This window comes from Streptomyces sp. NPDC029151 (assembly GCF_055564315.1).
On the sequence record NZ_JBVHWQ010000003.1, the window covers coordinates 759,349 to 777,295 of the forward strand.

A 17,947-nucleotide genomic window follows, 5' to 3' on the forward strand; every position below is an offset into this window, starting at 1 on the left:
CCCGCCCCCCCGCCCCCCCACACCCCCCCCCCCCCCCCCCCCCCCCCCCCCCCCCCCCCCCCCCCCCCCCCTCCCCCCCCCCCCCCCCCCCCCCCCCCCGCGACGGCTCCGAGCAGCAGCAGGGTGCCGGCCACCGTGGCCGGTGTGAGCCGTTCGCCGAGCAGGACGACGGCGAGCACGGCCGCCGTCACCGGCTCCAGCAGCATGATCACCGAGACGGTGGCGGACCGGACGGCGGCGGCTCCCGCGAAGTAGAGGGCGTACGCGAGGGCTGTCGGCACGGCGGCGATGTAGAGCAGCAGCCACAGCAGCCGGACCGGGTGGGCCGTGTGCGGAAGCAGCCCCTCGTGCACCGCGAACGGCAGCAGGCACAGGGTGGTCACCGCGAAGGCCCCCACCGTGGTGCCCCCGGAGTCCGTACCGCCGCTCCTCCCCCACCGGCGGGTGAGCAGGGTCATGACGGCGTAGCCCGCCGCCGAGGCCAGAGCCTGCAGCACGCCCGCCGGACGGACGGTCGCGGCCGAGCCGCCGAGGGTGAGCACGGCCAGCCCCGCGAGCGCGCCGGCGACCGCCGTGACGCCGCCCGCGCCGAGCCGCTCGCCGAGCAGCAGCCGGGCCCCGAGCGCGATGAGCACGGGCCCCGCGCCGAGGGTCACGACGGTGGCCACGGCCAGCCCGGTCGACGCGACGGCCGCGAAGTACGCGGTCTGGAACACGGCGAGACCGAGCCCGGTCGCCAGGGCCCGCTCGATCCCGCGGCGCCTGGACCCGGCCGGGGCCGTGGCCGTCGCCATGGCCGTACGGCGGACGCGGGGGCGCAGCAGCCGGCCGGCCGCCAGGAGGGCCAGCCCCAGCGCGCAGCGCCAGAAGGAGAGGGCGAAGGCGCCCAGGTCACTGGTTCGGTAGATCAGCGAGGCCGCAGCGCCCGCGGTGCCCCAGGCGGCACCGGTGACGATCAGGTACAGCAGGCCACGCCCGACGGGCAGGCCGGACGCGGGCTGCGACGAGGCAGAGGAAGCAGACGAAGCAGAGGAAGCAGACGCAGAAGACAAGGGAATCTCTCCGCAGAAGCGCACGCGTACGTGCGGAAGTTCGGGGGCGTCCCCGCCTCGGCGGGGCGCACGGACTTCTTCTGCGGGCAGCACCGTCCAGCCCGGCGCGTGCGCGCCGGGCGATGACCCGGAGGCCCGCCTCAGGCGGCCGGGGGCGGAAGGACGCGTGCGTGCTGCGGCATGGACCGGACTCTAGGCGGCGGTGCCCCGGGCGGACAACTCCCTTTCCGCGCCGCCCGAGGCGACGGGTCCGGGGGAGCCCTTGGCCGGGGTGGAGGACTGGGCGATGAACGCGCCGACCAGCACGACCGCGCCACCGGCGACCTGCGGCGCGCTCAGGTGCTCACCGAGCAGCACCCAGGCCAGCACGGTCGCGATGACCGCCTCCAGGCAGGCGACGACACCGGCGACCTGCGGCGACAGCCGGCGCACGGACAGCACTCCGGTGACGTACGCGATCACGGTGGCGACGAGGACGATCCAGGCGAGCAGGGCGACGGCCGGTACGGCGGTGCCGCCCAGGTCCGCGGAGCCCGCGAGCACCGACCAGTCCATGGTCCAGGGCCGGGCCACGACCGTCAGCACGGCGGCGCCGACGAGCAGTCCGTAGGCGATGACCCCGAGCGGGTCCGGCGCCGCGTCACCCGCGTCGCTGCCCTGGTCGGACAGGACGAAGTAGCCGACCTGGCAGCAGGCGGCGCCGAGGGCGAAGACCAGGCCCAGCGCGTCGAAGCCCAGCCCGGACCAGACCTCGACCACACAGGCGAGGCCGCCCGCCGCGAGGACCACGCCGAGCGCGGCGGCACGGGTGACGGGCCGCCGCTGCACGAACCGCACCCAGCCCAGCACCAGGGCGGGGGCCAGGTACTCGACGAGCAGGGCCACGCCGACCGGTATGCGGGACAGCGCGGCGAAGTAGCAGGCCTGGACACCGGCGACGGCGAGCAGTCCGAACCCGGCCAGCAACGCGGGCCGGCGGCGCGGCAGGGAACGGTGCCGTACCGCCAGGGGCAGCATCACCAGGGCGGCGCCCGCCACCCGCAGCCACACCACGTGCAGCGGTTCGAGGCCCGCCTCGATCAACGGCTTGGCGGCCACTCCCGAACCGCCGAAGGCCAGCGCCGACACGATCGCGAGACCGAGCCCGGCACCCTTGCCGGGGCTGTGGTGACTGCTCACAGACGTATGCACCGGCACATGATGACAGGCGTCGACAGGAGCGTCATCCCTGATGACACCTGTCTCAGCTGGTGGACCGCCTGATGTACGGACGGTACGGCCGGTCAGCAGGCCGCGCCGTCGTCGGCGTACCCGTCGGCTCCCGCCCCGATCCGCGCCGACAGCTCGCGCGCGGGGATGCCGGCCCGTTCGAGTACCTCCACGGCCCGGGACCGCGGGTCCGCGGCGAGGGCCGCGAGCAGGTCGGTGCCGCCGACCCCGGGTGCTCCCCGGTGCCGGGCGCGGGCCGCCGCGTCCGCGAGCGCGGCGGCCGCGGCGGGGGACCAGCCGTCTCCGCCCCCGCCCGCGGAGTCGGCGGGAGCGGCCGGCGCGGGTACGAGGGGCAGCGTGCCGGCGTCCTCCACACCGGCCTGCCAGCGCAGGCCGTAGCCGATGCTGCGCTGTACGAGGTAGCCGAGGAGGCGGGCGAGCCGTTGCGGTCCGCCGACGGCGGCGCGGACCTCGGGGTCGTGTTCCAGCAGGGCGTGGAGGAGATGGGCGGTGTCGGTGTGCCGGTCCCCGTCCCGCACGGCCCGGCGGCGGGCACCGGTGATCACCGCTGTCAGCTCGGCGTAGAGTCCGGCAGCGCCGTCCGGGTGCGGAACCGCTCCGTCCTGGGCGGTCCGGGGGGCTGTACGGGGTTGCACATCCCCTACCTCATCAGCCGCGACGGGACGAGGCATCCACGAGGGGAACCATTTTCGCGTCCCACGCCGAGTGGACATCACCGGCCCGGATCTCATCCTTACGGAGGAGATCTGACCGGTCCCGCGCGGGAACGGCCTCCCCCGCAGGGCGTTTCTGACGCTTCATCAGTATTGAATGTTCGCGTCCCCGCCGCTACGTTCCGCGACACCGCAGCCCGGTACGCCCGATCCGAAGGGGTGGTCGCATGGCCGAAGTCAGCGCGGAGGCACGCATCCAGGCGCCGGCTGAGAAGGTGTGGGCCCAGCTCACCGACTGGCCGTCGTACGGGGCGTGGAACGCGACGCACACCGGTTTCCCCCGGGGTGGTCCGCAGACGCTCGCGGTGGGCGGGACGTTCCAGGAGAACATGAAGCTGATGGGCTTCCCGGCGGAGGTCGACTGGACCATCGAGGAGCTGGAGCCGGCCCGGCTGTTCGCCATCCGCGGCAAGGGCCCGATGGCGGTGACCGTCGCCACCCGGTACACCCTGACGCCGGACGGGGAGGCGACGACGGTCCGGATCGACGGCGAGTTCACCGGCGCCGCGGTGTCGCTGATGGCGGGCAGGCTCAAGGACTCGGCGACGGCCGCCCTGCACGAGTCACTGCGCAAGCTGGACGGCCTGGTGACCTGAGTCCGGACACGCGAAGGCGCCCCGCGCGCGTCCACGCGCGCGGGGCGCCCGGGCCGTCGCCGGGGCGACGGCACCCGCCTACGGGCTCAGCGCTCGTCGGCGAGGATGAGGTACAGCTTCTTGCGGGCGTCGTTGACGACGGCCAGCGCCTTCTCGCGCTGTTCCTTGCTGCCGGTCTTCCACACCTGGCCGAAGGCCTCCATCAGACCGAAGCCCGCCTGGCGGATCTCGCCGAGGGCCTCCCAGTCGACCCCGCGCGAGGCCTCCTCCCAGGGGGCGTCCGCCACCTCCTCGACGGCGGCCCGCCCGCTCTCGGTCAGCGAGAACAGCTTCTTGCCGCCCTCGCTCTCGCTGGCGATCAGCCCCTCGTCCTCCAGCAGCTGGAGGGTGGGGTAGACCGAGCCCGGGCTGGGCTTCCAGGCGCCGCCGCTGCGTTCGGCGATCTCCTGGATCATCTCGTAGCCGTGCATGGGCCGGTCCTTGAGCAGGGCCAGGATCGAGGCGCGCACATCACCTCGCCGCGCCCGCCCGCGCGGGCCTCCTCGCCCGCGCGGCCCCCAGGCTCCCGGACCGAATCCGGGCCCGCCGGGGCCGAACCCCGGGCCACCCGGCCCGAAGGGGCCGAAGGCGGCCCGCCGCCCCTCGAAACCGCCGAAGCCGCCCATGCCTCGCCGGCCGGGTCCCTCGTGCCGATGTCCACGCTCGAATCCGTGGGTACGCATCGCGATCACTCCATTCCATCGCTGATCTGTCGCATCTACATCGCGTATCGTTCGCGATGCCTCAACGATATATCGGAACTGATCGCCTGACAAGCCCCTTGTGCGGGGGCGGGTCCTCCTGTGAGGGTGATCTCGGGCCGGTCGTCACGGAGCCGCACGACAGGTGGCCGCGGATGGGGAGGTACAGGTGAGGTGAAGATCCCTGACATGTCCCGCGGTGCTCGTCTGGCGGCCTACGGTGCCGTCTCCACGTCGCTGGCCCTGTGCAGTGATCGCGGGCTGCGCGAACGCGTGGACGCGGCCACCCCGGTGGGTTCGGGCGTCGGCGGGACCACCGTGCTGCTGGACGTCGACGGGACCCCGGTCTTTGTCAAGCAGATACCCCTGACCGACCTGGAGCGACGGCCGGAGCACGTCCACTCCACGGCGAATCTCTTCGAAGTGCCCTCCTTCTGCCAGTACGGCGTCGGCACGATCGGCAGCCCGGGGTTCGGAGCCTGGCGGGAGCTGGCCGCGCAGACCATGACGACGAACTGGGTGATCGCGGGAGACCACGAGGGTTTCCCGCTGATGTACCACTGGCGGGTGGTACCGGGGCCCGGCCTGCCCCTCCCCGGGGAAATGGCCGATGTCGAACGCGTCGTCGCCTACTGGGGAGGGGGACCGGGGGTGCGCCGCCGGATCGAGGCTCTCCGGCAGTCCACGGCGCGGCTCATGCTGTTCCTGGAGTACATCCCGCAGAATCTGCACGACTGGCTGGGTGTGCGGATCGGGGCCGGTGACGAGGTGGCCGGGCGGGCCTGCGCCATGGTCGACGACGCGTTGCGAGCCGGCACCTCGTTCCTGAGTTCCCGGGGGCTGCTGCACTTCGACGCCCACTTCGGGAACATCCTGACCGACGGCCGCCGCCTGTACTTCGCGGACTACGGCCTCGCGCTCTCCAACCGCTTCGACCTGTCCCGGGACGAGGCCGTCTTCCACGACCGGCACCGGGGCCACGACCACCGCTACACGGCCTCGTACCTGGTGCACTGGCTGGTCACCGCCCTGTACGACGGGTACGGGTGGGACGAGCGCCTCGCGCTGGTGCGGGCGTGTGCCGAGGGCGAGCGTCCCACGGGGGTCCCGGAGGCGGCCGCGGCGATCATCAGCCGCCACGCGCCGCTCGCCGCGGTGATGTGGGACTTCTTCCGCAGGCTCCAGGAGGAGGACCGGGAGACCCCCTACCCGCTGGAGGCGATCCGCCGGATCGGACGGCAGGCCGGACCGCTTGGTCCGACGGCGGCGCCGTAGGACCCGCGTGCGACCGCGGCTTCCCGGACCGGCGGCGGGACAGCCGGCGCGGCGCTCGCGGAGCACCAGCCGCCGGATCCGCCAGGGCTCAGCCGGTCCGGTCCGCCGGTCGCAGGGGACAGCCGGTGCCGGCGCGGGCGGTGAGGTCGGCGCGGAGCACCGTCAGTGCGGCCATGCGCTCGTCGACGACGCGGATCTTGTCCCGGAACAGGGCGGACAGGGCCTCGGCACTGTCCGGCGCGTCCCGCAGCTCCGCTCCGTGCCGGGCGATCTCGGCAAGGGTGAACCCGAGCGTCTGCGCGGTGCGCACGTACTGCAGCCACACCACCGTCTCCGGCGGGAAGTCGCGGTAGCCGTTGGGCAGCCGGTCGCCCTCGATCAGGCCGATCTTCTCGTAGAAGCGCAGCGTGTCCTTGGACACCCCGGTACGCGCCGCCAGTTCTCCGATGCGCATGACTCCCCCGCGGCTCGGTCGACTTGACCTTGGAGCGTACTCCGCTGTCTAGCGTGAGCGGTGCCCGAGCGAGCCCTTCCCAGGAGGCCCGATGCACCCCGCCACCCCTGCCTATCTGCGTGTCGTCCGGACCAGCGGCTGGTACGACCTGATCGTCACCGCCGGCTTTGCGACCCCCTGGACCTACGCGCTGGTCCACCACCTGCTGTCGACCACGGGTGACGCGGCCGGCCTCGGCACCATGCCGGCGCTCACCCCGATGCAGACCCTGTACGCCAACCTCATGGGCTCGGTCGTCGTGGTCTGGTCCGTCCTGCGGGTCGCACGGCCGCTGCCGCTGCACGGCCTCCTCGACGGCACCGCCCGCGTGCTGTTCTCCCTGTGGCAGGCCTACGCGCTGGCCCACGGCGGACCGCGGGTGCTGTGGCCCTTCCTGGTCGTGGAGGTGTCGTTCGGCATCGTCCAACTCGCCCCGTGGCTGCGGGCCCGCGCCACCGCGGCCGGCCGGGAGTCCGCCGTCCGGCACTCGTGAACCGGTCCGGCACCCGGGAATCAGTCCGGCACTCGCGGATTGGCCTTGGTCCGGTGGCCGCCGCGACCGCTAGCGTCGGCGTCATGCGCATGCGAATCGTGGACGCCTTCACCGACCGCCCCTTCGCCGGCAACCCGGCCGGAGTCCTGCTCCTGGACGACGTCTTCCCGGACGACGACTGGCTCCAGAACGTCGCCATGGAGGTCAACCACGCCGAGACGGCGTTCGCCCACCGGCTGCCCGAGGGGGGCGAGGCGGACTGGGCGCTGCGCTGGTTCACGCCCGTCACCGAGGTCGCGATGTGCGGGCACGCCACCCTCGCGACGGCCCACGTCCTGCACACCGCCGGCGTGCACGAGGGCCCGGTGCGGTTCGCCACCCGCAGCGGCGTGCTGACCGCCACGCCCGCCCCGGACGGCTCGGTCACCCTCGACTTCCCGACCGCCCCGCTCACCCCGGTCGACGTTCCGGCCGGGGTCGCCGAGGCGCTGGGCGCGGAGCCGGTCGCCGTCTTCGACACCGGCCCGAACGTCGGCGACCTGCTGGTGGAGCTGGCCGACGAGAGGACGGTGCTCGGCCTCTCCCCCGACCACCGCGCCCTGGGCGCCTACTCCTCCCGGGGCGTCATCGCCACCGCCCGCGCCGACGACCCGGCCCGCGGCTACGACTACGTCTCCCGCTGCTTCTTCCCGAACGTCGGCATCGACGAGGACCCGGTGACCGGCAGCGCCCACACCGCGCTCGCACCGCACTGGTCGCCCCGGCTCGGCCGCGACGACCTCACCGGGCTCCAGGCCTCCCGCCGTACCGGGCTGGTCCGCACCGGTCTGCGGGGCGAGCGCACCCTGCTCACCGGCCGCGCGGTGACGGTCATCGAGGGCGAGCTGCGCGCCTGACGCCCGCCTAGGCGGTCGGCAGCCAGCCCACCTTGCCGGCGAGGAGGGCGTAGCCGACGAAGGCGCCGATGTCGAGCAGGGAGTGCGCGACGACCAGCGGGCCGACCCGGCCCCAGCGGCGGTAGAGGAGGACGAAGACCACGCCCATGACCATGTTGCCGAGGAAGCCGCCGATGCCCTGGTAGAGGTGGTACGAGCCGCGCAGGACCGCGCTGGCGAGCAGCGCGGTCCCCGGGGCCCAGCCCGACTGGCCGAGCCGGCGCAGCAGATAGCCGACGACGATCACCTCTTCGAGGATCGCGTTCTGCAGCGCGGAGAGGATCAGCACCGGGTACTTCCACCAGACGTCCGGCAGTGCCTCGGGGACGACGGTGAGGTTGAAGCCGAGGCCGCGCGCGGCGAGGTAGAAGGCGATCCCGGTGCTGCCGATCACGGCCGCGACGCCGGCGCCGCGGGCCAGGTCGGGCCAGGGCCGGGTGCGGTCGAAGCCGAGGGCGCGCAGGCTGGTGCCCTCGCGCAGCAGCAGGTGGGCGACGAGTGCCACGGGGATCAGCGCGGTGGCGATGCCGAAGAGCTGCCAGGCCAGGTCCAGCCAGGGGCGGCCGGGCGCGGCCGAGGCGTTGAGGGTGGCCGCCTGGTCCTTGAGGCCGCCCGGCTTCGTGACCGAGCCGATGAAGCTGATCAGCGCGGACACCCCGCTCGCCCCGAGCGAGAGCCCCAGCACGAGCAGCGTCTCGTCCCGCAGGACCCGCCGCCCTCGCTCCCCCACCGAGGACTCAGCCACCGACCCAGCCTCCACCTGCACCCCTGCCTCCAGCGACCTCACGGGCCCGTGGCCCACCTTCGCGTGGCAAGGATCGCAGAAGGAACCGCGGGGAGCGCGCGCCGGCCCGGAAACCCCGGCGCCACATCTCCCGGCACCCACCGACACCCGGCGCCTCACCCCTGACGGGGCCCCACCGGGTACCCACCGATGTCCACCACCCCGCCGACCGCTGCCCACCCGTGCCGCTGGGCTGAGGGGGAACCGACGGCGGGCTGAGGGGAAGCCGTCACTGGGCTGAGGGGGAACCGACGACGGGCTGAAGGGGAGCCGTCACTGGGCTAAGGGGAGGGAGCCGACGGCCCGACCGCCGGCTGAGCGCCGTACCGGAAGCGTCGCCGGTCCGCCCCGTGCGGGGCGGCGGAGGAGCGGGTGCCGCGGTGTGGGGGCCCGGCCCCCACACCCGAGCGACTGCGGCATCCCCACCGGCACCCGGCGCCTCAGCCCTGGCGACCCCGCCTGGTACCCGCCGATGTCCACCACCCCGCCGACCGCTGCCCGCCCGTGCCGCTGGGCTGAGGGAAAGCCGTCGCTGGCTGAGGGGGAACCGACGGCCCGACAGCGGGCTGAGCGCCGTACGGGACACCCGCCGGTCCGTGCCGTAGGAGCTGAGCGCCGTTACGGCGCAGGAGCGGTGCGGCGGTCCGGGGGCCCGGCCCCCTCACCCGGGCGACTACGGCCTCCCCTCACCCCGGGCGACCCCGGCACCCTCACCCCAGCGGTGCCGGCTCCGGCAGTCCCACCGGCCACGTGTGCACCGGTTCCCCTCCGTGCATCAGCTCGGCGTACCGCCGCGTCGTCGCCGCGAGGGCCGCCTCCCGGGACAGCCCCCCTTCCAGTGCCCGGTGGAAGGTGGCCGCCTGCCAGGACGCCCCGTTGACCCGGCGCCGGCAGCGTTCCTCGATCACTCCCAGGTACAGGTCGCGGTCGGCGGCCTCCACTCCCCACGCGTCCAGCCCGGCCGCCGCGAGCGGCAGGAGCTCGTCGCGGACCAGCGTGACCGCGTCGACCTCGCCCGTGCCGCCGTAGCGCCCCCGCCGTGGCCAGACGAAGCGGGCGTCGATGCCGTACCGGCAGGCCGCGTCGAAGTTCGCCTCCGCCGCGGCGAACGGCAGTCGTGTCCACACCGGCCGGGACTCCTCGGCGAGGGCGCGGACGAGGCCGTAGTAGAAGGCCGAGTTGGCGATCACGTCGGTGATGGTCGGCCCGGCCGGCAGCACCCGGTTCTCCACCCGCAGGTGCGGGACGCCGTCCGCGATGCCGTACACCGGCCTGTTCCACCGGTAGATCGTGCCGTTGTGCAGGACGAGCTCGGCGAGCTTCGGCACCCCGCCGGCCTCGATGACCTCCAGGGGATCCTCGTCGTCGCACAGCGGCAGCAGGGCCGGGAAGTAGCGCAGGTTCTCCTCGAACAGGTCGTACGCGGAGGAGATCCACCGCTCGCCGAACCAGGTGCGCGGCCGTACGCCCTGCGCCTGGAGTTCGGGCGGCCGGGTGTCTGTGGACTGCAGGAACAGCGGGGGACGGGACTCGCGCCACAGCTCGTGCCCGAAGAGGAACGGCGAGTTGGCACCCACGGCGATCTGCGCGGCGCTGGCCGCCTGGGCCGCGTTCCACACGTCGGCGAAGCGCCCGGGGGTGACCTGGAGGTGCAGTTGCACGGAGGTGCAGGCGGCCTCGGGCACGATCGACTTCGAGGTGCAGACGAGGTGTTCCACGCCGTCGATGTCGAGCCGGAAGTCCTCTCCGCGCGCGGCGACGATCTGGTCGTTGAGGAGGGTGTAGCGGTCGACCGCGGAGAGGTTGGAGGAGACCAGGTCGTCCCGGTCGAGGGTGGGCAGAATACCGATCATCACGATGCCCGCGTCCACCTCCGCGGCCTTCCGGTCGGCGTAGGCGAGCGAGGTGCGCAGTTCCTCGGCGAGCCGGTCGAATACCCGGCCGCCCAATCGGTGTGGGGCTATGTTGACTTCCAGGTTGAACATGGCGAGTTCTGTTTGGAAATCGCGACTCGCGATGCGCTCCAGTACCTGCCCGTTCAACATTCTCGGCATGCCGTCGGAGCCCGCGAGATTCAGCTCGATCTCGACGCCCATGAGGTTCTTCGGGCGATCGAATCGCTTCTCGCGCAGCAACCGCTCAAGTCCCGTCAGGCACTTCTGGAGCTTTTCGCGGTATCGCTGGCGATCGGACAGGTCGAACTGTCCTGCCACGACCTTCTCCCCCATCGAACTGTCCCTCCTCGGACGGGCGGGCCGACGATACGGCCGCCGGGGCTCCCGGGTCAGGAGGGATGATGCCCAGCGGAAGCGATCGATAACGTCCCGCGCGGGCTCCTCGCCCGCTACTCTTTCTGAATGTTCCCGGCGGCACATTCACGAGGCATGCCGCAGGGCCTCCACCGGGTGCCCCCGTTGCCTCGTGAAAAACGCCGACGACATTCGGCCGACCGTTACCGGTGCGTAGGCCGAGGTCAGCGGCGGGGGGCCGCCCCGGAAATCGGGATGATTTCCGCAAATCGACGGCGTAATTACACCTTGCCCGACCGACCGGAATCCGATAGCTGAAACACCGGCCGAACACGCGTCGTATAAACTTCGTCCACAAGGCACAAGGTTGGCGCCCTCGGTGCTGGTTTCCGCGGTGTTCCTGTCGTCACGGTTGACGGGCGACAGACCGAGCCGCACTCTCTTTCACACCAACCCGGGCCCCCACCTCTCCGGCCTTCCGTGAGCAGACAGCGCCGTCCGCCCCACCCTCCTCGCGCCGCCGCGCCTGTCGACTGAGAGGCGACCCACATGCCCCTGCACGTGCCCGCTGCCCCCGCGCCTGCCCTGCGCTCCGTCCTCACCGCCCTCGGTTCCCCGACCGCGGTCCGTGAGGCCCGTACTCCCTCCCTGCGCGCCGCGCAGGGTCCCGCGACACCCGAACTCCCGCTGCCCGTCCACGTCCTGGACCGGATCACCGCGCAAGGCCTGTCCGCGACGAGGCTGACCGGCTGGCGCTTCCTGATCCGGTGCGGCGACCGCGCGGTGGCCGCGGCCGAGACCATGCTCACCCCCGACGGCTGGGCCTTCTCGCACTTCTTCGAGGGCCCCTACGTCGCCTCCACCGAGCGCGCCCTGCAGCAGGCGGAGACGCTGCAACAGCCGTATCAGGCGCGCCTGCTGTCCGTACCCGGTCTGTACATGCTCACGCTCTGGCTGCACGGCGACTGCTCCGGCGACGGATCCGAGGGCCATCCGGCCGCCACCGACCTGCTCGTTCCGCTGGCGCCGGCACCGCCCGGCATCTCGGCGCACCGCCCGTTCCGCGTCGCCGAGTTGCTCCCGGTGCTGACCCATCGTGCGACTCCTCTCCCGCTGCTCGGCTCGCCGGTCCTCGGCTCACCCGCCTGATCCCCGCTCGCGTACCCCGCTGCCCGGAAGGGAAGCGGGGTACGCGTGTGCTCTACGCCTCTCCACCTCCACGCCTCGCCACCTCCACGTCTGCGCACTTCCGCGTCTCCACGGCCGGGACCACCGGGACTAGTCCCATCCGGCCATCGAGAACCACCCGAAGGGACAGTGCAGTTGGGCTGAACCGTCCGGGCGGGTGACGCGTCCTGAACCTGTGAGAAGCGGTGCCGCGAAATCCCTGCGGAATCACGCCCAGAGGACAACACTGGGTCCCGACCGACTCTTCATCCACGGGGGACGGACATGATCACGTCAGAGCGAAAGATCCCGCCCATGTGCCAGCACCAGCCACCGTGCCCGACAGCCGAATCCGCCGACCGGGAGTCCGCCCGCCTCGTGGCGCACCACCCGGAACAGGGGTGGAGCCTGCTGTGCAACGGCGTCCTGCTCTTCGAGGACACCGGTGAGCTGCTGCCGGACGGCCGCGTCATCGCCCCGCACCGCCCGCTGGGTGCGGGTCAGGTGATGACCGCCGCCTGACCACGGCACAGTGACCTGAGGGGCCGGCCGCACGCACCCGGTGCGCACCGGCCCCGACGCGTGTCCGGACGTGACCGCGCGCGCCGGCGGGCCGCCGGCGCGGTGCTTCCCGCGTGTCGAACCCGCCGCCGAGGATCCTCGCGTCGCCGGACGTCGGTGGCGGGGGCGTGGCCGGCGAGGGGCGCGGGCCGTCCGGCTGGTCGGATCGCCGGTACGGGAGTGGGATGGGAGGAAGGAGCGAGGACCTTGCAGCCGGGCACGCCTGCGGGAGCCGCACCCCGCCACTGCCCGGCCGGAACGGTGGAGTCATGTCCGGTAACGACGCCTCGGCGGTCGCGCGGGTGGTGGTCGGGGTGAGCGGCTCCCTCAACAGCGCCACGGCCCTGCGCCGGGCCGCCGCGCTGGCCCGCCGGCTGGGAGCCGAACTCTGGCCGGTGCTGGCCTGGGAACCCCCGGGCGGCGACCCCGCCGCCCGGCGCGGCCCCGCCCCCGGTCTGCTGGTCGCGGAGTGGCAGCGACTGGCCAAGCAGCGGCTGGCCTCGGTGCTCGACGAGGTCTTCGGCGCGGAGGGCCCGGGCGTGCCGACGCACGCGCTCGTCGTCCGCGGGGCCCCGGGCCGGGCCCTGGTGGCCACGGCGAACCGGGACGACGACGTCCTGGTCGTGGGAGCGGGCCGACGCGGTCTGCAGCGAGCCTTCTCCGGCCGGGTCGCCCGCCACTGCCTGGCCCACGCCCACTGCCCGGTCCTGGCGGTCCCGCCGTCCCCCCTGGAGTCCGACCTGCTGTCCGTCCACCGACGCAACGCCTGGCACCTGCGGATCGACACGCGGGGGTTGTGACGGGGACGCGTGCGCGGCCGCTCCGGCGACGGCCGACGCCGATGACCCGGCCGACACCGGTGACCCGGAGGACACCGGACGGGGAGGTGCGTGACGGGGCGTCTGGTGACGAGGGTGCGGTGTGGTGGGCGGGGACACTGTGGGGCGAGGGCGCTCTGTGGCCGGGGTGCTCTGTGGCGGGGCGTCTCTGTGGCGGGGCGTCTCTGTGGCGGGGCGTCTCTGTGGACAGGGCGCTCTGCGGCGAGGGCGCTGTCTGGCGGGGCCCTCTGCGGCGGGCGTCTCTGGCGGCGAGGTCGCTCTGCGGCGGGCGTCTCTGCGGCAACGGTGTTTCCATCCCGTCAGGAACCGCCGCCCGCCCGTCAGGGCGCCGTCAAGGCAGCGCGCGAACGACTGTCGGCGGACTACCGTTTCTCTTATGGAGTACCGCGACGACACCCGCCCCCAGACGGCCGGCTCGAACCCGACCGGCGCCGGGACCGTGGTGTACGACCGCGACTGGGCCGAGGACGTGCGCCGTTCGGTCCGCTGCGCCGGTGCCCTGCTGGGCCTGCTGCTGTGCGTCGACTGGACGGCCGGCGGGCTGACCTGGTGGCGCGGGGGCCTGTGGCTCCTGCTGGCGGTACTGCTGCTCCTCGTCCTGTTCCCGGTCCGTGTGTCGGCCGGCCCCGGCTGGCTGGCCACCCGGCGTCCTCCGCTGCCGCGCACCGGCCGGGTCCGTACCGACCTGCTGGCCTCGGTGCGCCCGCTGGACGGTGTCACCCAGCGCCTGGTGCTGCGCGACACCCTCGGCAACCGGGTGGAGATCGACCCGGAGGTCCTGATCCGCAACCCGGAGCTGTGGTACCGCCTCGCCGAGGGCGCCCGCGTCTCCGAGGCGGCCGGCACCCTTCGCTGCGGCACGGACGCACTGCACCGCCTGGCCCGCCGCGTGGACCGCGAGACCGCCCTCGGTGTGTTCCGGGCGTCCGGCCTGGAGTGACGCTCGGTGGCCGCCGCCCGGCCGGCCCCGCGTGGACCGACGCGCCCGGCCGGACCCCGGCCCACCGCTCCGGCCTCCCCTTTCCCTGCGGCCACGTCACTCGGGAGTCATTCTTAACGCAAGTTTGACGCCTTCCGAGCCCTGAACCGCGGGCCCGAGCATCACGCTCTGCATACGCTGGTGCCGCCGTCCGCGTGATGGCCGACAACCCCCTGAGCCGCATCTCTGGAGCACGCCGATGGTCACGACCGAGCGCCCTCCCAGTACCAGCCGCCTGCGCGCCTGGATGCTGGAGGGACTGTCCGATATGGGCAAGGGCGGTGGCCACACCGGACCGCACGCCGAGCCGGAACCCCCGCACCAGGGCCAGCGCTGGTGGCGGGTGATGTGCCTGACCGGTGTCGACTACTTCTCCACCCTCGGCTACCAGCCCGGCATCGCGGCCCTGGCGGCCGGCCTGCTCTCGCCGATCGCGACCATCGTGCTGGTCGTCGTCACCCTCGCCGGCGCCCTGCCGGTCTACCGCCGGGTGGCCGACGAGAGCCCACGCGGCGAGGGCTCGATCGCGATGCTGGAGCGCCTGCTGTCGTTCTGGCAGGGCAAGCTCTTCGTGCTCACCCTGCTGGGCTTCGCGGCGACCGACTTCCTGATCACCATCACGCTCTCCGCCGCCGACGCCTCCACCCACCTGGTGGAGAACCCGCATCTGACCGAGGCCCTGCAGGGCAAGCAGATGCTGATCACGCTGTTCCTCGTGGCGCTGCTCGGCGCGGTCTTCCTCAAGGGCTTCCTGGAGGCCGTCGGAGTGGCGGTCGCCCTGGTCGGCGTGTACCTCGCCCTCAACGTCGTCGTCGTGGTCACCGGCCTGTGGCACGTCGTCACCGCCGGACACGTGATCGCCGACTGGAGCAGCGCGCTGACCACGGAACACGGGAACGTCTTCGTGATGATCGGCGTGGCGCTCATCGTCTTCCCGAAACTCGCCCTCGGCCTGTCCGGCTTCGAGACCGGTGTCGCCGTGATGCCGCACGTCCAGGGCGACCCGGACGACACCGAGGAGCACCCCAGGGGCCGTATCCGCGACACCAAGAAGCTCCTGACCACCGCGGCGCTCGTCATGAGCTGCTTCCTGATCACGACCAGCTTCATCACCACACTGCTGATCCCGGAGAAGGAGTTCAGGACGGGCGGCGACGCCAACGGCCGCGCACTCGCCTACCTCGCCCACGAGTACCTCGGCAACGCCTTCGGCACGGTGTACGACGTCTCGACCATCGCCATTCTCTGGTTCGCGGGCGCCTCCGCCATGGCCGGCCTGCTCAACCTGATGCCGCGCTACCTGCCCCGCTACGGCATGGCCCCGCACTGGGCGCGCGCCGTCCGCCCGATGGTCATCGTCTTCACCCTGATCGCCTTCCTGGTGACCTGGATCTTCGACGCCAACGTCGACAAGCAGGGCGGCGCCTACGCCACCGGTGTGCTGGTGCTGATCAGCTCCGCCGCCATCGCGGTGACCATCGCCGCGCGCAAGGCGGGGCAGCGCGGCTGGACCATCGCCTTCGCGGTGATCTCGGCGGTGTTCCTGTACACCACCGTCGTCAACGTCATCGAGCGCCCGGACGGTGTGAAGATCGGCGCCTGTTTCATCGCGGGCATCATCCTCGTCTCGCTGCTCTCCCGGCTGGCCCGCGCCTTCGAGCTGCGCGTGACCAGTGTGTCGCTCGACCCGATGGCGGAACGTTTCATCCGGGACATGGCCAGCCGGAAGATGCGGTTCATCGCCAACGAACCGGGCCACCGCGACAAGGCCGAGTACCGCGACAAGATCGACCAGATCCGCACCGACAACGACATGCCGGAGGAGGAGGACTTCGTCTTCGTCGAGGTCACGGTCACCGACCCGTCCGAGTTCGAGGCGAGCCTGACGGTGCGCGGCGAGGTGCTGCACGAGCGCTACCGGGTGCTGACGCTGGAGTCCGCCTCCATCCCGAACGCCCTCGCCGCGCTGCTGCTGCACGTGCGTGACGTCACGGGCCGCACCCCGCACATCTACTTCGAGTGGACCGAGGGCAACCCGTTCGCCAACTTCCTCCGCTTCTTCCTCTTCGGCCAGGGCGAGGTCGCCCCGGTCACCCGCGAGGTGCTGCGCGAGGCCGAACCGGACCGGGACCGCCGGCCACGGGTCCACACGGGCTGAGGCACAGCACACCCCCGAGCCCCACGGTTCCCGGGAGGTGGCCCTATCGTGACCGGCATGCAGTCCTACACCATCGGCCAGGCCGCGCGCCTGCTCGGCGTCAGCCCGGACACCGCCCGCCGCTGGGCGGACGCCGGCCGGGTGACCACCCACCGCGACGAGTCCGGGCGGCGGCTCATCGACGGCAGGGACCTCGCCGCTTTCTCGGTGGAACTGGCCAAGGCGGGCGGCGCCGAGGAGGAGGCCTCGCACACCTCGGTCCGCAACGCCTTCCCCGGCATCGTCACCGCGATCAAGCTCGGCGACGTCGCCGCCCAGGTGGAGATCCAGGCGGGTCCGCACCGGCTCGTGTCGCTGCTGACCCGGGAGGCGGTGGAGGAACTGGGCCTGGAGATCGGCATGGAGGCCACCGCCCGCGTGAAGTCCACGAACGTCCACATCGACCGCACCTGACCCGAAGCGCTCACCGCTGCTCCCTCGCCTCCCCCACCCCGACCGCTTGCCGCGCACCGGCACAGCGGCGTCCGGCGTGCCACCGGGAGACAGGGACCGTACAAACGCACATGCGAGCCGTTCGCCATCGATCCCCGGCTCATGCGAAGCAACAGGAGACTTCCACCTGGCAGATGCGGCAGTATCATCGCGGCACGGCCGGCACCCGGCCGTCCCAAGGGCGCGACAGTTGTCCGACAGAACCCGAGGAGTAGATCCGTGATGACCCGTTCCGTGCACCGGACCCGGCCGATGCTGAAGCTGGCCGGTGCGGGAGCCGCCGCCCTGATGGCCCTCAGCGCCTGCTCCTCCTCGTCGGACGCGAAGGAGTCCGGCCCGTCGGACGCGTCCGCCTCTCCCGAGCTGTCCGGGACGGTCACCGTGTTCGCGGCCGCCTCCCTGAAGGAGAGCTTCACGACCCTGGGCAAGGAGTTCGAGAACGAGCACCCCGGCACCAAGGTCAGCTTCAACTTCGGCGGCAGCGACACCCTCGCCGCCAGCATCACCGGCGGTGCCCCCGCGGACGTCTTCGCCGCCGCCAGCCCCAAGACGATGAAGATCGTGACGGACAAGGGCGACGCGACCGGCACCCCGGCCACCTTCGTCCGCAACCAGCCGGAGATCGCCACCCTGCCGGGCAACCCCGACAAGGTGGCCTCCCTGAAGGACCTCACCAAGTCCGGCCTGAAGGTCGTCCTGTGCGACAGGAGCGTGCCCTGTGGCGCCGCGGCGCAGAAGGCCCTGGACGCCGCCGGGCTGAAGCTGACCCCGGTCTCCTACGAGCAGGACGTCAAGGCGGCGCTGAACAAGGTGCGGCTGAAGGAGGCGGACGCCGCGGTCGTCTACAAGACCGATGTGAAGGCCGCCGGTGGCAAGGTGGAGGGCGTGGAGTTCCCCGAATCCGCCGACGCGGTCAACGACTACCCGATCGCGCTGCTGAAGGACGCGCCGAACGCCGCGACCGCCAAGGCGTTCATCGCCCTCGTGCGTTCCGCCAAGGGCCAGAAGGTGCTCAGCGAGGCCGGGTTCCTCAAGCCGTGACCCCACTCGACGAGCCCGGCGGGGGGGGGGGGGGGGGGGGTGGGGAAGGGGGGGGGGGAAGGGGGGGGGGGGGGAGGGGGGGGGGGGGGGGGGGGGGGGGGGGGGGGGGAGGGAGTGGGGAGGGGGGAGGAGTAAGGGGGAAGGGGGAGA

General features: G+C 72.8%; 18 protein-coding genes. 11 read left to right on the top strand and 7 right to left on the bottom strand.

The window, feature by feature from the left end; all coding sequences use genetic code 11:
* The 3 genes from ACZ4VF_RS16425 to ACZ4VF_RS16435 all read right to left on the bottom strand — a co-directional run.
* A partial coding sequence (locus ACZ4VF_RS16425) for a DMT family transporter (protein WP_467926528.1) occupies positions 1 to 1,052 on the bottom strand: 1,052 nt, incomplete at its 3' end.
* A 192-nt stretch (positions 1,053 to 1,244) separates the two neighbouring features.
* Complete coding sequence (locus ACZ4VF_RS16430) at positions 1,245 to 2,249, bottom strand: EamA family transporter (protein WP_467926530.1); 1,005 nt, start codon at positions 2,247 to 2,249, stop codon at positions 1,245 to 1,247.
* A gap of 86 nt (positions 2,250 to 2,335) precedes the next feature.
* Complete coding sequence (locus ACZ4VF_RS16435; RefSeq protein ID WP_467926531.1) at positions 2,336 to 2,917, bottom strand: Clp protease N-terminal domain-containing protein; 582 nt, start codon at positions 2,915 to 2,917, stop codon at positions 2,336 to 2,338.
* Positions 2,918 to 3,162: 245 nt separating this feature from the next.
* Here ACZ4VF_RS16435 and ACZ4VF_RS16440 point away from each other — a divergent pair, with 245 nt between their 5' ends.
* Positions 3,163 to 3,591 (top strand): type II toxin-antitoxin system Rv0910 family toxin, encoded by a 429-nt coding sequence (locus ACZ4VF_RS16440; RefSeq protein WP_467926532.1) that lies wholly within the window; start codon positions 3,163 to 3,165, stop codon positions 3,589 to 3,591.
* An 86-nt stretch (positions 3,592 to 3,677) separates the two neighbouring features.
* Here ACZ4VF_RS16440 and ACZ4VF_RS16445 read toward each other — a convergent pair whose 3' ends face one another.
* Entirely contained in the window at positions 3,678 to 4,313 is a 636-nt protein-coding gene (locus tag ACZ4VF_RS16445) for a PadR family transcriptional regulator (protein WP_467926534.1), read from the bottom strand.
* Positions 4,314 to 4,520: 207 nt separating this feature from the next.
* Between ACZ4VF_RS16445 and ACZ4VF_RS16450 the strand changes: the two genes are divergently transcribed.
* Positions 4,521 to 5,606 (top strand): protein kinase family protein, encoded by a 1,086-nt coding sequence (locus ACZ4VF_RS16450; protein WP_467926535.1) that lies wholly within the window; start codon positions 4,521 to 4,523, stop codon positions 5,604 to 5,606.
* Between the two features lie 88 nt (positions 5,607 to 5,694).
* On the opposite strand, the gene ACZ4VF_RS16455 is transcribed toward ACZ4VF_RS16450, so the two are convergent.
* The gene (locus tag ACZ4VF_RS16455; RefSeq protein WP_467926536.1) at positions 5,695 to 6,060 is read right to left on the bottom strand and encodes a MerR family transcriptional regulator; all 366 of its coding nucleotides are present in this window, start codon (positions 6,058 to 6,060) and stop codon (positions 5,695 to 5,697) included.
* A 91-nt stretch (positions 6,061 to 6,151) separates the two neighbouring features.
* On the opposite strand from ACZ4VF_RS16455, the gene ACZ4VF_RS16460 reads away from it, so the two are divergent.
* Positions 6,152 to 6,592 (top strand): hypothetical protein, encoded by a 441-nt coding sequence (locus tag ACZ4VF_RS16460; protein WP_467926537.1) that lies wholly within the window; start codon positions 6,152 to 6,154, stop codon positions 6,590 to 6,592.
* An 83-nt stretch (positions 6,593 to 6,675) separates the two neighbouring features.
* Positions 6,676 to 7,488 (top strand): PhzF family phenazine biosynthesis protein, encoded by an 813-nt coding sequence (locus ACZ4VF_RS16465; RefSeq protein ID WP_467926539.1) that lies wholly within the window; start codon positions 6,676 to 6,678, stop codon positions 7,486 to 7,488.
* Positions 7,489 to 7,495: 7 nt separating this feature from the next.
* Here ACZ4VF_RS16465 and ACZ4VF_RS16470 read toward each other — a convergent pair whose 3' ends face one another.
* Together ACZ4VF_RS16470 and ACZ4VF_RS16475 are read right to left on the bottom strand one after the other, a co-directional pair.
* Positions 7,496 to 8,293 carry a CPBP family intramembrane glutamic endopeptidase gene (locus tag ACZ4VF_RS16470; protein ID WP_467926590.1) on the bottom strand — a complete coding sequence of 266 codons (798 nt, stop codon included), beginning with the start codon at positions 8,291 to 8,293 and terminating at the stop codon, positions 7,496 to 7,498.
* Positions 8,294 to 9,021: 728 nt separating this feature from the next.
* Complete coding sequence (locus ACZ4VF_RS16475) at positions 9,022 to 10,539, bottom strand: glutamate-cysteine ligase family protein (protein WP_467926540.1); 1,518 nt, start codon at positions 10,537 to 10,539, stop codon at positions 9,022 to 9,024.
* Between the two features lie 570 nt (positions 10,540 to 11,109).
* Between ACZ4VF_RS16475 and ACZ4VF_RS16480 the strand changes: the two genes are divergently transcribed.
* From ACZ4VF_RS16480 to modA, 7 genes are all read left to right on the top strand, one after another.
* Complete coding sequence (locus ACZ4VF_RS16480; protein ID WP_467926541.1) at positions 11,110 to 11,709, top strand: hypothetical protein; 600 nt, start codon at positions 11,110 to 11,112, stop codon at positions 11,707 to 11,709.
* Positions 11,710 to 12,042: 333 nt separating this feature from the next.
* Positions 12,043 to 12,249: a DUF5999 family protein gene (locus ACZ4VF_RS16485; protein WP_189307276.1), complete on the top strand. Its 207-nt coding sequence runs from the start codon at positions 12,043 to 12,045 to the stop codon at positions 12,247 to 12,249.
* Between the two features lie 308 nt (positions 12,250 to 12,557).
* Positions 12,558 to 13,088, top strand: a complete 531-nt coding sequence (locus ACZ4VF_RS16490) for a universal stress protein (RefSeq protein WP_467926543.1) — start codon at positions 12,558 to 12,560, stop codon at positions 13,086 to 13,088.
* Positions 13,089 to 13,503: 415 nt separating this feature from the next.
* Positions 13,504 to 14,067, top strand: coding sequence for a hypothetical protein (locus ACZ4VF_RS16495; protein WP_467926544.1), 564 nt, complete (start codon positions 13,504 to 13,506; stop codon positions 14,065 to 14,067).
* Positions 14,068 to 14,305: 238 nt separating this feature from the next.
* Complete coding sequence (locus ACZ4VF_RS16500) at positions 14,306 to 16,264, top strand: APC family permease (protein ID WP_467926545.1); 1,959 nt, start codon at positions 14,306 to 14,308, stop codon at positions 16,262 to 16,264.
* 57 nt (positions 16,265 to 16,321) lie between these two features.
* Entirely contained in the window at positions 16,322 to 16,717 is a 396-nt protein-coding gene (locus ACZ4VF_RS16505; RefSeq protein ID WP_467926547.1) for a TOBE domain-containing protein, read from the top strand.
* A gap of 261 nt (positions 16,718 to 16,978) precedes the next feature.
* Complete coding sequence (gene modA / locus ACZ4VF_RS16510) at positions 16,979 to 17,797, top strand: molybdate ABC transporter substrate-binding protein (RefSeq protein ID WP_467926548.1); 819 nt, start codon at positions 16,979 to 16,981, stop codon at positions 17,795 to 17,797.
* Positions 17,798 to 17,947: the final 150 nt, after the last annotated feature.